Origin of the sequence: Saprospira grandis, from assembly GCF_027594745.1 — a bacterium.
GTDB lineage: Bacteria > Bacteroidota > Bacteroidia > Chitinophagales > Saprospiraceae > Saprospira > Saprospira grandis.
In genome coordinates this window covers 4,153,628-4,167,430 of record NZ_CP110854.1, presented here as the reverse complement: position 1 = coordinate 4,167,430, position 13,803 = coordinate 4,153,628, and the positions used below count along the sequence as shown (strand labels likewise).

Genomic DNA, 13,803 nt, shown 5'->3' with positions numbered 1-13,803 from the left:
CGGGGCTCACAGGTCTGTTCGGCCCTTCAGGCTTCACTTCGTTTCGCCTTCGGTCTGGCCTTCGGCCACCCCTGCGCAGCGCTGGGCCGCTCAACGGTCTTTTTTCTTTTGGCTGTTTTCTTTGGCGGCTGGGCAGTTTTGTATAGGACCCTAGGGCCAAGGCCCTAGGCTAAAGGTAGAGTCGCCCCCTCTGTCGAGGGGGCTTTTTGTGCTTCGGTCAATGGTTGTTTTAGGGAAGGTGGTTAGGGGCTGGCTGGAATATGCTGTAGGTTGAAACCTACAGCCAATTAACGAATGCATTTTAATAAAAAATGGAGGGTTGAAACCCTCCATAGATAAACAGCGCTTAATTACTTTAGATCTAAAAATTTGTACTCTCTCTTGAGGTGTATGCGCTCTTGGTGAAAAATATAGTTTAATACATTTGTTACATCTGGCACAGGGATACTTTCACTAAAATACCCTCGCTGCCATTGTATTCTTTTTTCATCAGGAACAGATCTATTATAGAGAAAGCTACTACCACCTTTAAGTTGTTTAGCAATTAAACTTATTGATTGTGACCTCCTTAATTTAGCTAAGCAGTGAATGTGATCTTTATATCCATTTATAGCTAAGAGCTTAATGTGTTTTTCTTCAGCTATGGATTTAATAATTTTAGATAAATCAATAATGACTTTTTTATTTAAGACTGCCTCTCTTCTTTTAGTAGACCAAACCAAATGTACGTATTGATAATCAATAGACATTCTGTTGATGTATTAGTTGTGATATAATAAATACCTGTTAAAAGCTGTGGAGGGTTTCAACCCTCCACGCTATAGATGTAGAATGGCCCTGTTGTCTGGCTGTAGGTTTTAACCTACAGGCCCATATAGCAATGATATACCAGTCTCTACAAATTACAGGGCTAGCAGAGATATAAAAACAGCCCCCCTACATCAATTCCAATTCAACCTTAGCCATTTGGGCTGCTGGATTATCAAAGAAGAGCAAACGATGGCCTGTGGGCAGTTGCAAGCTAGCGCTTTGGTTGGGCTGCAATTCATAGATCTGAGCGGGGATATCATTTGCATTAGCGGCAGAGTAGTATTTGACAGCCTCTCCCTCTAGATGGGTAATGCGGATGTTTTCCCCACCACGGAGCAAACCTTCTAGCTGCACCGAGCGGCTTTCTGCAGCTAGATCTATCTCAAAGAGGCCATAATCTTCTTCTTCTGTGCTTTCCTCGCTGCTACCGTTGTTGCTGCGGCGGAGGTACTTGAGTTCGTAAAAGTCAGCCACCTGATTGATGTCTCGGTAGTAGTGAAACTCTAGGCGAGCAAAGCAGGCAAAGAGTCCCAAAGACAATTCTTCTCGCTGCTGCTCGAGCAGGGTAGAGTTGTTATTGTAATGGTATTCTAGCCCCTGCTGTTCGTTGCGGAGATCTTCTAGTTGTTGGCCATAGCTGGCAACGGTAGTTCCTAGGGTAGCCAATTGGGGATCTTGGAGTAGGTTGCGCCCCAAGGTTTTAACTAGTTGGATGCGAACTTCAAGACTTGATTTGCTAAAAGCATTGCGCCCTTGCGGAAAGAAGCTTTTGTACTGACGGCTCTGATTGTCATAGCTGATCTGAATCTCGGCGGCCCAACGGCGAAGTAGGGGGCCCGTTACTTCTTCTAGCAATTCCTTAAACTCTGCTGTTTTTGCATGATAAGCCGTACGCCCATCAATAGAACGCTCATACTGCTGCAAGAAAGCAAAATAAAAAGGCTCGAAAAAGGTCAAGATGTCCTGAATGTCAGGATCCGTAGCCGCTTTGATGCGTAGCTTGCTCAAATGATCTGTAGCTAGCTGATACATTTTTTTGAAGGAGCCTTTCGTACTGCTATAAAAGAAATTACTTAGGGCTGCCCAATCTGGGTTTTGAAACATAATAATAAAATTATTGGGGTTGTAAAATAAATAACGTTATAAACCTACGTAAATACTTTTTAAATGTCAAGCTTTTTCCTAAATAATTATAACTTTTTCTGTATTTGCTGTTTACGACTTATTGTTTTGGTGCGTTAAATAAGGGCTTTAGTTTGTGTTTTCAAAATGGTATATTCTATTTGGGTGGAGCTATTCTGCAGTTTCAAAACGGCATATTCCATTTGGGTGGAGCTATTCTGCAGTTTCAAAATGGCATATTCCATTTGGGTGGAGCTATTCTGCAGTTTCAAAATGGCATATTCCATTTGGGTGGAGCTATTCTGCAGTTTCAAAATGGCATATTCCATTTGGGTGGAGTTATTCTGCAGTTTCAAAATGGCATATTCCATTTGGGTGGAGCTATTCTGCAGTTTCAAAATGGCATATTCCATTTGGGGGGAGTTATTCTGCAGTTTCAAAATGGCATATTCCATTTGGGTGGAGCTATTCTGCAGTTTCAAAATGGCATATTCCATTTGGGTGGAGCTATTCTGCAGCTTCAAAATGGCATATTCCATTTGGGTGGAGCTATTCTGCAGCTTCAAAATGGCATATTCCATTTGGGTGGAGCTATTCTGCAACTGCAGAATAGGGCATAAAGGTTTTGATGGGCCGTTTGGCCTTCGGCCATGGCGGCAAAGCCGCCCTCTGCAGCCTAAAGGCCGTAGATTTTAGAGCTGTAGGTTTCAACCTGCAGGCCCATATTATATAGGGCCCTAGGTGTAGAGAAATAATAAGGTCTGATGGGATGGATGAGAATAGGTAATGAGATACAGGACGAAGTTGTTGAATAGAAACTTAAGAGTGTAGTGAGCGTATTGTTCCATGGGCTGAAGCCCATGGTTGCGGGTCTATGCAAACTGGCGGGCTAAAGCCCTTGTTTGCTATAAATGATATGGGCCGATGGTTTTAACCATCGGCTCATTTTTATTGGGCTTAGCATGGCCCCTTTTGTTGCTGTAGGTTTCAACCTACAGGTATATATATCTATCCTACAGGCCCAGATAGCAGGGCCGCAGGCCAAACGGCCTAGCGATGTGCAGCAGTGGCCGTCAGGCCAGACCGAGCCGCCCTAGGCGGCGAAGGGCCGAGCGAATAGCGAGCTGCGGAACGTAGCGCCGCAAGGCGAAGCCGCAGCGGAGGCCCCAAAAAGAGATGAAGAAGGATATTTTTAATTTTATGTTCAGATAGGATGGATAGTTTTCTGTTAATCTTGGGGAAATAATTATTTTGCTCCTCATATACATTTAAATAAAAGACAAATCTTATGCAGATAAAATCGGGACAGTATGCTTTCTTAGAGAAAGAGCTGATAGAAATATTGGAGATACAAAATATAGGGAGTTATGTGCGTTTGGAGTATACCTCTTTAGCTGATAATCAGCGGTCTAGTCGGGTTTTGCCTTTAAGTGATGCTGCGGCTTTAGAAAGTTTTGATAAGCATTCTTTTGGGGCTGACCATCGTTTTTTCAAGTTGTATGTAGAGGCGCGGCGTTTAGCCTCTGCTTATCGGTTTGATCCTTTATTTGCGGTAAACTGTAGTGTAGTTGACCCTTTGCCTCATCAGTTGGAGGCGGTGTATAAGTATTTATTGCCTCAGCCACAGATTCGATTTTTGTTGGCGGATGATACAGGAGCGGGTAAAACGATTATGGCGGGTTTACTGCTGAAGGAGATGATGATGCGAAAGCTATGTGATCGGGTGTTGATTATTACGCCTGGGGGCTTGACCAAACAGTGGCAGGAGGATGAATTGCAGCTTAAGTTTAACTTGCAGTTTCAGTTATTGGATCGCATGAGTTATAATTCGAATCCGAATATCTTTATGGACAGTAAATGTTTGGTGACCTCTATAGATTTTATTTCTCAGGATGACATTCGAGAGCAGGCTAGTCAGCATCATTGGGATATGATCATATTTGATGAGGCGCATAAGCTATCGGCATATGAGTATGGTCGTCGGACGTATCGGTCTAGGCGATATCGTTTGGCGGAGTGTTTAGCCAGTCGGTCGGAGCATTTACTACTACTCACTGCCACACCTCATCGGGGGCGGAAAGATACATTTAGAAAGCTTCTGCAGCTATTGGATGCTGATATTTTTGTTTCTGATGAGTTGACCAAGCAAAGAGTACAGGAAGAGACAGAAGGAGTCAATAAATTTTTTATTCGGAGGTTGAAAGAGGAGATGAAAGACTGGGATGGTCAGCCTTTGTATAAGGATCGTTATACCCAGACGGTGAGTTATAGTTTGAGCAAGGCGGAAAAAGAATTATATGATGCTGTTACGCATTATTTAGTTCGGCAGAAAGAGGAAGCTTCTGCGAATAGGAATATTCATGTGGCCTTGGCGCTTTCTGTGATGCAGCGTCGTTTGGTTAGTTCTATTTATGCGATCAAGAAAACCTTAGAAAAGCGGTATTTAAATTTAAAGTACTTGGTGGATGTTTTGGCTAAGCAGCCGGAGCTTTGGAACAAAAAGTACAAATTGGAGAACTATGATTTGGGGAGTATAGATGACTATGATGATTTGGAAGATAATGAGCGGGCTCTACTGGAAGATATTGCTAATGACCCGAAGAAGTTAAGGTTATTTACTACTGCTCCGGATATGAAGAGTTTGCGCAAGGAGGCAGAAGAAGTTAAGGTTTTGTTTAATATGGCCAACGATCTCTTTTCTGCTAGAACAGAAGAGAGTAAGTATAAGCAGCTGAAGGCTTTACTAGAAGAGAAGCATGTTATTGAAGGGCGGAAGTTAGTTTTATTTACAGAGCATAAAGACACCTTAGATTATTTGTACGAACGTCTGAGCAAAGAAGGAGGCGGTGGATATAATGTGGTGACTATTCATGGGGGGAAGTCTGTGGATGAAAGAAGGAGGGCTCAGTTGGAGTTTAGGAAGGCAGATACCCCTATTCTGATTGCTACAGATGCTGCTGGGGAGGGGATCAACCTACAGTTTTGTAGTTTATTGATCAACTGGGATATTCCTTGGAACCCGAATCGTTTGGAGCAGCGCATGGGCCGCATTCATCGCTATGGGCAAAAAGAGGATGTCTTGGTGGTTAATATGGTAGCGAGTAACAGTAGAGAGGGAAAGGTGCTGGGGCGTTTGTTAGAGAAGTTAGATAGTATTCGCCAGAGCATTGGTGATGACCGGGTGTATGATGTTATTCAGGATGTTTTTGAGGAGGCTAAGTTAGCGGATATTATTGCGGCCACTTTAGACGGGGAGGAAAATGATTTCACAGACTTGCTCAAAGATGAGAAAGAGCCTCAACTTAAGTTAAAGTTTGAGGAGAAGATCAAGGAGCAAAAAGAGCAGCTAAAGCACTCTTTAATCAATTATAAACAGGCTGCTGCATTAAAAGATGCTTCTGATGAGCAACGTTTGCAACCTCTTTACATTCAGCATTTTTTTGAGTCGGGTTTGGCTGCTTTGGGCGGGAAGCTAGAGCAGTTGAAGAATAATATTTATAAGTTGACTGATCTGCCTAAGTCTTTGTCTAAGGTATTGAGGGAGCGGCATAAGCGGAACCCAGAAGCTTATCTTAAAAAGCGCTATTGTTTTGACAAGAGTATTTTTTTGGCGGAGCGAGAGATTCGTTTAGGAAAAGGGGAAGAGCTTGATTATCTCAATCCTGGACATATTCTTTATGATGCCTTATTAGCTTTATTATTGGAGAAGGGCTTGGCGCATGCCATTAAAGGTTGTGTTTTAGTTGATCCTCAGGCAGAGCATCCTCGGCTCTATCATTTTGTGAGCAGTCAGGTGGTAAATAATTTGCCTAGCCGGGGGGGCGATCAGTTGGTTGATGAGGAGCTATACCTATTTTATCAGGATGAGGATGGGAACTGGCAGCGTTCTTCTGCGGCGAAGTTATTAGACTGTATGCCAGTTGGTAAAACTGCCTTTCCTGAGGATATCCCCACTATAAAGGAGGGGGATATTTTGACTGCTTGTTTTGAGGAGTATACTCTTCCGCAGGTGGAGAAGGTAGAAAAGCATATTGGTGAAGATATGCGTAATCGTAAGGCTTATTTAAAGGCTTCTTTTCAGGAGGCAGAGTATGAGCTTTTATGTAAGTTAAATGACTGTCAGTCTAAGCTTTTGGATGGAAACAAACAGGCCATCCAAAAATATGATGATTTGCAGAAGGAAATGAAGCAATTGGAAGAACGTAAAACTCAGCGTTTAGAACGCTTAGATGAATTAGCTAAAATTCTTCCTCAGTATCCTCAGCTATTGGCTACGGCCTATCTTTTACCTTTGACTGCTAGTGATGACCCCAAGGGATTTCAGATGCGAAGTTCTAAGTCGGTTGAGAATTGTGCTATGCAGTTGGTCATAAAAGCAGAAGAAGCTGCAGGTAGAAAGGCAGAGGATGTATCTAGGCAGAATTTGGGCTATGATATCCGAAGTATTGATGAAGAAGGGCAGATGCGTTGTATCGAGGTTAAGGGACGAGCTACAGAAGACGGCATTATGCTGAGTGAAAATGAAAAGCGTCGTCTTGCACATTTGGGCGCTAAGGCTTGGCTGTATATTGTAGTCAACTGCAGCCCTGCTGCCACAGCAGAGCCTGAGATTTATCGCTTTCAAGATCCCTGTCGATTGCTGCAGTTTGAGAAGCGGGTGAAAAATGTACAATATTATTTGCCCTTGGCTAACTGGAAGGCTAAGCTCTAATCCATTTCCCCTTGGGTCCGTGGAAATATAGGCTCAGGCAAAACATTCTAAGAAAAAGCCTTATTTTAGGCCCCTCAAAAAGATATCCTATATACATGTCAACAGAAGCAAAAAAGTTAATAGAAGTGGCTCTGCCCATCAAGGAGATTTCGGCAGAGAGCGTTCGCGATAAATCTATACGTCATGGGCATATTAGTACGCTGCACCTTTGGTGGGCGCGTCGGCCTTTGCCCGTATCTAGGGCTATTGTATTTGCTAGCCTAATGCCTGATCCTTTAGACCCAGTTTGCCCTTCTGCTTTTGTAGATGCGCTTGAAGATCAATTGGGACGAGCAAAGAATCCTGGCGATCCCTATGCTCCCTATGAGGATATTCCCTATACGGCAGCCATAGATAAGATGCCAGATAATTTGCGCAACCGATTGATGATGTTTATTGCTAAGTTTTCTCCTCAGTTTATCAAAAATGAAAAAGAGGGAAAATCTACAGCGGCTAAATATAAGCTCTCTGATTATAGCCTAATCAAATGGGACAATAAGAACAATCCCGATATTTTGAAGAAAGCCCGCTGCCTCATCTTTATTGCTCATCAGGCTGCTATACAAAAGGAGGCTAGCTATAAGGAACTACTAGAGGAGTTTGAGCAGCTTTATCAAGCGTTGAATGATAAGGAGCGAGCCTATTATGATCTTTTGGACCGTCATCTGCCAAGCCCCAAGCAACAGCAGGCCCTAAAGGAGCAAGAAACAGCCCTCAGTCAGTTTTTGGCTAAAATGCCTAAGGTGTTTGACCCTTTTGCAGGAGGGGGCGCTATTCCCTTAGAAGCGGCCCGTTTGGGTTGCCAGAGTTATGGGAATGATATTAACCCCGTAGCCCATATTATCCAAAAGGCTAGCCTAGAGTTTCCGCAAAAGTATGGGAAACGAATGCGCTATTCTTTGAGCGAGTTTGAACAACGCTATGGCGAGTCGGGATTGGCAAAAGCCAAAGCAGAAGGTTTGCTCTTTGGCAAAGAGGTCGAACTACCCAATCGACTCAGTTTTGATGTTCGCTTTTTTGCCGAAAAAATGTTGGCTCAGGCCGAAGCGAAAATTGGACAGTATTATCCCGCTAATGAAGAAGGCCAAAAGCCTATTGCCTATTATTGGGCCCGAACAGCGCGCTGCTCTAACCCTAGCTGCGGAGCGGAGGTCCCCCTTTTGCGACAGTTTTACCTGAGCCGAAAGAAAGGGAAAATGATCTATCTACAGCCCATTATTCAGGATAAAGATATACAGTTCGAAATCAAGGAAGGCAGTTGTCAGTTGGAAGGCTGGATGGAAAGAGCAAACCTTTCTTGCCCCTGCTGTGGGGCCGTAACGCCCAATAAACAGCTAAAGCTACAGTTTAAAGAAAGAGGAATAAAAGAACGCCTGATTGCTGTTATTGACCAGGGAGCGCAGGGTAAAAGATATCGTCTTCCAGAACAAAAGGAGCATGAAGTTTTGGATGCTATAGATGGAGTATTAAATGAATATAGTAGACCAACTGAGTCTATGTCTGTAAAATATACTCAGGCACTTCCTTGTTGTACTTGGGGAATTGATAAATGGGGCGATATGTTCAACCAGCGGCAGTTATTGGCCTTGCAAACAATAACCGAGGAGCTGAAAGCTGTGCAGCAGGAAGTTGAGAAGCATTTTGGGGCAGATTATGCCAAGGCCGTGAGTACTTATTTGGGTGTTTTGTTGGATCGAACTGCTGTGGCAAGCACTTCTTTTGGGGTATGGCATAATAAAGGAGAAAAGCTAGAACGTCCTTTTGGCCGACAAGCCTTACCTATGGTTTTTGATTATCCAGAGTCTCATGTGTTTAGTCGCCAAACAGGCAGCGCATATAATCAGTTAGATTGGTTGACTCGCTATATAGAGTCTGAATCAGATTATCCCTTTGCTGTTGGACTCAAGAATGCCTCTTCTGGTGATAAGGATCAATTTCCTGCTAAGTTTTTGGATGTGGTGGTAACGGATCCGCCTTATTATGATGCCATTGCCTATGCGGATTTATCGGATTTCTTTTATGTTTGGCTCAAGCGTTCTTTGGGGGGCTTATATCCAGAAAACTTTTCTACTCCTTTAACGCCTAAGAGTGAGGAATGCACTGCGCTTAAGCACCATCATGATAATGATAAAAACCTGGCAAAGCAGCATTTTGAAAAGAAGCTTAGTGAAATCTTTGCGGCCATAGAGAAGCAGACCAAGTCGATAGTAAGTATTATGTTTGCGCATCAGAGCACAGATGCTTGGACGACCCTTTGTAATTCTATATTGCAGGCCAAGATGAACATTACGGGTTCTTGGCCCATGGATAGTGAATTGCAAGGGGCGTTAAAGACAACAAAGTCCTACTTAGCCTCCTCTGTAACCGTTTCGGCTCGGCCTCAGCGGCAGCAGCCTTTTGGGGACTATGGGACGGTGAAAGAGAATGTTGAGCGGACTGTTCGGGCGGAGGTAGATTTGCTTTATCATTTAGGTTTTCGGGGGGCGGATTTGCTGACGGCTTGTTTTGGCAAGGCGGTACAGGAGTTTGGTCAGTATCGGACGGTCGAGAAGGCCAATGGAGACTTGGTAGAAGTAGCTGAGTTATTGAGCATGGCCAAGGATGCGGCCTTTAATGCTTTACTACAAGGGTTTAAGGGCGATGACTACAGTAAATTCTACATTGCTTGGTTGCAGTTATATGGATTTGGGCGGACTAAATTTGATGATGTGGCTAAATTCAGTCGGGTAGGTTCTAGTTTGAATGTTCAGGAGTTACTGCAGCAGGGCATCTTATTAAAGGAGAGCAATGAACTATATCTAGCCAACTACGCTGAGCGGATAGAGGCGCAGCCCAAGTTGGGGCGGAACAAGCAAACGCCTATTATAGACAAGGTGCATCAGGGCATGCACCTATATAAGTCTGGAGCTAGGGGGGAGTTATTGCGTTTCTTGAGTAAGCAAGCTGCTGAAGCCGAGGATCCTTTTTGGCGGGTTATGGCTGCTTTATTGGAGTTATTACCCAAGGGAATGGAGGACAGTAAGCAGGCGGAGGGGCTGTTGGCGAACAAAGAAAACCTATTAAAAGAAGCGCAGCAGATGCCTAAGTTAGGGCAGCAGAACGAGTTATTTTAGCGGAGCATACTAAACAACAAAAACAATGATGAAACAGATTAACAAAGGGCAGCGGGATCATTTATTTTCGGCAATGACAGAGTTTCTGCATGCCATTCGGGTATATATAGTAGATCGGATGGAGCGCAGTTATGCGGATCGTTGGTTAATCGAATATGGGGCGAGTTTATACGAGAGTCATCAGGAGAAGATCATTGAGCAACTGCGGGCGGGGGCGACCCAGGCATCGGTAATAGATTTCCCACATTTAAAATCTTGGAGTTTGCGTCAGAAAGAATTGTTATCGGAAGACTTTGGGCGGATGACGCCAAAGCTACCGACCTACTTTTCTGACATCTGTGATTTGCGTAATGATTTGGCTCATTTTTCAGATATTGATGAGAATGCTTATCAGGAGGGCTATTTAAACATGATAAAGATCATACAAGCCTTAAAGAAAGAGGAAGTAGTTCGTAAGTTGGAGGCTTTGCGTAAGGCAGGCGATGAGGAATCTGAGAAAGAGGCAGAAGATGAAGCTGTGGTATTGCAGGTAGTAGAAAAGCAGAAGCTCGAGCATGGCGAGCGTTTAGCTATTCGTCCTTGGTTTGGGAATTGCCAACCTCATTTAGATATTCGGCAAGGGCGTTTGGATGAGAGCGTATTTGCGGCCAACCTTACTGAGGTGGCTACGGCGGAGGGGCGTTCTAGTTATATTGATAGTCAAGAATTTTTTGCTAAGACCTATTTTACGGCGGGTTTAAAGAGCATTGCTCGTCGGGTGTTAAATAGTTTGAATGGCAAAGACTCTGGCGAGAACCGGGTAATATCATTGCAGACAGGCTTTGGTGGAGGAAAGACACATAGTCTGATTTCATTATATCATTTGTGTAAGGAGGGAAATAGTTTAAACAGTCGCAGAGACAGCAACTTACAGGAGTTATTGAAGGCGACAGGTCCTATTGACTTTTCTTCGGCCAAGGTGGCTGTATTTACGAATACGACAAATGATCCGGCGAATGGTCGTCTTGTTCGGGATGATGAGGGAGAGTTGCAGATACAGACTATTTGGGGGGAATTGGCCTATCAGTTAGGTGGGCGTTCGGCTTATGAGATTGTAAAAAAGAATGATGAGCAGCGTTCTGCGCCTGCTGGGCGATTTCAGCAGGTTTTGGAGATGGTCCAGCCGGCTTTAATTTTAATTGATGAGTTGGCGGATTATTGTGTCAAGGCCTCTGCGATAAAGGTAGGGAGTAGCAATTTAAGTGATCAGACCGTATCCTTTATGCAGGAGCTCACTGAAGCTGTTTCAGCAACAGCTCGGACGGCTGCGGTGATTACTTTGCCAGCTTCTGTACAAGAAGTAGGGAACACTCCGCAGGCACAGAGTATTTTAGGAAGCTTAGAGAAGCGGGTAAGTCGGGTAGGGGCAGACAGTAAGCCTGTAGCAGATGAGGAGATTTATGAGGTATTGCGTCGTCGTTTATTTGAGCAAGTTGACTTAGAAGAGGCGGAAAAGGTGGCGGATCGTTACCTACAGTTTTATCAAGATAACTGGACGGAGTTGCCAGAGATTGCTGTAAAGCAGAGTTACCGTAAAAAGATCATTAAGGCTTATCCTTTTCATCCAGAGTTGATAGATATTTTCCGTAATCGTTGGGCTAGTCATCATGACTTTCAGCGGACGCGAGGTGCTTTACGTTTGTTGGCGGCCATTATTAGCGATTTATGGAAACGCAGAAGAAACTTGTTTGGTCCGCAATACTTAATTCATCCTAGTCAGGTAAACTTTGAGAACTTAGATGCCTTGTCTAGTCAGCTCAAGCGATTGTATGGAAATGGTTATGATGCTGTAATTTCATCTGATGTGGCGGGTTCTGCTTCTAATGCATTTCGGATTGATGAGGAAAAGCCTGAGTATGGGCAGTATGATTTGACCCAGGGGCTGGGGAGTATCATTTTGATGAATTCATTTGGTGCGGACAGTACTAGGAGAGGGATTTCACTCAAAGAAATCAAGTTGCAATTATTGGGGCCTGCAGGACCTAACCATAATAGTGTTAATGGGGCTTTGTATGCTTTAGAGGGGCGTGCCCATCATTTGTATCATACGGAGCAAGGTACAGAGGGTAAGCGCTATTGGTTTCATACGCAGCCCAACATCAATATTCTAATCAACCAGTTTCAGGCTGCAATAAAGAAGGAGGCCATAGAGCAGGAGTTGATGGAGCGTTTGCGTCTGTTATCTAGGGGGACACTACCATTTCGTTTGATTGTGGATCCTCAGGAGGCCTTACCTGAGCAAAATAAGTTTACTTTGGTGATTATGCCGCCCAGAGACATCGCTCAGAATAATAAATTATCTAAGGCTGCAGAAGAAAAGCTGCGTCAGATTGTTGGGAAAAAGGGGCAAGCAGATCGAATTTATCGAAATACCTTATTATTTCTTTTTGCGAATCCATCTGTTTTAGGAACGGTAGAGTCGGCTATTGCCTTGTACCTAGCTTCTAAGCAAACAGAGCGAGAGTATAAGAATTTGGATAAGGGGCAAATGGAGGATTTGCGCAGACGTAAGCAAGAGGCCAATGATAAAATAGAGCGTAATCTTCCTGGTTTGTACAACTACTTAGTAAAGTACAGCATGAAAGATGGGGCAAAATTTCTTCTTTTACAGGAAGATGCCTTTAGCTTGAAACAGTTATTAGAGCATAAAATTATTGATCGCTTAAAAGAGGAGCAGTGGCTGTTAGATAGTTTAGGCCGTTCTCTTTTGAGTAAGCACAATCTTTGGCCTACAGAAGGTAATGCAATCTCTGTTCAGATGATTTATGAGGCCTTTTTACGTTATGATGACAAACCTTTGATTACAGGCCCAGAGGCTATTAGTCAGGCTATTCAGACCTTTTTACATCGATCTTACTGTGCTCTGGCAGAAGGGGCTTCTCCCAAGGCATTGGAGCAGTTTTATGAAGATAGTCTGCCCTTTGGTTTTCAGGCAGAGGAAGAACAATTCTATCTGATTGATTTAACCGACCTTCCTGAGGAAGAAGTAGAAGAAGTTGCCCCTGACACAAAAAGAGAGGAAATTGTAGAAGAGCGTTCGACTCCAGAAGAACTTAGCGTTCAAAAAGTAGATGAGGAGCTTAGATATACAGCATTCCAAACAACAGGTCAAGTGGGGCCCAAGGAATATACTAAGCTCTTTGATTACTTTATTCGCCCCTTCTTAAGGGAGGGAGATGAAATATCTATTGATTTGAGCTTTAATATTAAGACAGGAACTTCTTTTGATGAAAAAGACGAGCGCTATCAGCGGGCAAAAGAAGCCGCTAAACAGTTGGGCTTTAATATTCGGCTAAAACCATAGTGCATATAGCAGGCGGCGCAGTAGAGGGGGAATATAGGATTTGGGGCCCGCGGCCAGCAAGCTGGCCGCCGCTATGCTGCGGGGCTCACAGGTCTGTTCGGCCCTTCGCTTTTCGCTCTGCTCAAAGCTCGGTCTGGCCTTCGGCCACCCCTGCGCAGCGCTGGGCCTGCTCATCTTTTATGTTTCCTTTAGGCCCTCTTCTTCAGCGGTTGGGCAGTTTTATACAGGACCCTAGGGCCTTGGCCCTAGGCTAAAGGTAAAGTCGCCCCCTCTGTCGAGGGGGCTTTTTTGTGCTTCGGTCAATGGTTGTTTTTGGGGATAGCCATAACAGCAGAGAAAAAGCGAACAAGGACTTTAGTCCGTCAGTTCGCTCAGTCAAGAACCCTGGGCTTCAGCCCAGGGCAGTAAGAATAGAAGTTGTTGAAGAAGCTTAAGAGTGTAGTGAGCGTATTTTCCCATGGGCTGAAGCCCATGGTTGTGGGGCTATGCAAACTGGCGGGCTAAAGCCCTTGTTTGCTTGTATTAGGATTCGTTATGGGCCGATGGTTTTAACCATCGGCCCATTTTTATTGCAGTTAGTATGGCTTCTTTTGTTGCTGTAGGTTTCAACCTACAGGCCCATATAGCAGGCGGCGCAGCCGCCGCAGGCCTAGCGATGCGGCGGG

6 protein-coding genes are annotated in these 13,803 nt (G+C 44.2%); 3 read left to right on the top strand and 3 right to left on the bottom strand.

Features of this window, described 5'->3' with window-relative positions:
• Positions 1 to 350: 350 nt before the first annotated feature.
• The 3 genes from tnpA to OP864_RS16325 all read right to left on the bottom strand — a co-directional run bounded on the left by tnpA (position 351) and on the right by OP864_RS16325 (position 2,513).
• Positions 351 to 749 carry an IS200/IS605 family transposase gene (gene tnpA / locus OP864_RS16335; protein ID WP_270099217.1) on the bottom strand — a complete coding sequence of 133 codons (399 nt, stop codon included), beginning with the start codon at positions 747 to 749 and terminating at the stop codon, positions 351 to 353.
• A gap of 187 nt (positions 750 to 936) precedes the next feature.
• Complete coding sequence (locus tag OP864_RS16330; protein WP_270099216.1) at positions 937 to 1,842, bottom strand: hypothetical protein; 906 nt, start codon at positions 1,840 to 1,842, stop codon at positions 937 to 939.
• 206 nt (positions 1,843 to 2,048) lie between these two features.
• The gene (locus OP864_RS16325) at positions 2,049 to 2,513 is read right to left on the bottom strand and encodes a hypothetical protein (protein ID WP_270099215.1); all 465 of its coding nucleotides are present in this window, start codon (positions 2,511 to 2,513) and stop codon (positions 2,049 to 2,051) included.
• A 707-nt stretch (positions 2,514 to 3,220) separates the two neighbouring features.
• Between OP864_RS16325 and OP864_RS16320 the strand changes: the two genes are divergently transcribed.
• The 3 genes from OP864_RS16320 (at position 3,221) to OP864_RS16310 (ending at position 13,138) form a co-directional block, all read left to right on the top strand.
• Positions 3,221 to 6,643, top strand: a complete 3,423-nt coding sequence (locus tag OP864_RS16320; protein WP_270099214.1) for a helicase-related protein — start codon at positions 3,221 to 3,223, stop codon at positions 6,641 to 6,643.
• Between the two features lie 95 nt (positions 6,644 to 6,738).
• Complete coding sequence (locus OP864_RS16315) at positions 6,739 to 9,795, top strand: DUF1156 domain-containing protein (protein WP_270099213.1); 3,057 nt, start codon at positions 6,739 to 6,741, stop codon at positions 9,793 to 9,795.
• Between the two features lie 25 nt (positions 9,796 to 9,820).
• Complete coding sequence (locus tag OP864_RS16310) at positions 9,821 to 13,138, top strand: ATP-binding protein (protein ID WP_270099212.1); 3,318 nt, start codon at positions 9,821 to 9,823, stop codon at positions 13,136 to 13,138.
• Positions 13,139 to 13,803 lie beyond the last annotated feature (665 nt).

Coding starts and splice junctions, on each gene's coding strand:
- tnpA (WP_270099217.1), bottom strand. CDS start 749: ATGTCTATTGATTATCAATACGTACATTTGGTTTGGTCTACTAAAAGA.
- OP864_RS16330 (WP_270099216.1), bottom strand. CDS start 1,842: ATGTATCAGCTAGCTACAGATCATTTGAGCAAGCTACGCATCAAAGCG.
- OP864_RS16325 (WP_270099215.1), bottom strand. CDS start 2,513: ATGGAATATGCCATTTTGAAGCTGCAGAATAGCTCCACCCAAATGGAA.
- OP864_RS16320 (WP_270099214.1), top strand. CDS start 3,221: ATGCAGATAAAATCGGGACAGTATGCTTTCTTAGAGAAAGAGCTGATA.
- OP864_RS16315 (WP_270099213.1), top strand. CDS start 6,739: ATGTCAACAGAAGCAAAAAAGTTAATAGAAGTGGCTCTGCCCATCAAG.
- OP864_RS16310 (WP_270099212.1), top strand. CDS start 9,821: ATGATGAAACAGATTAACAAAGGGCAGCGGGATCATTTATTTTCGGCA.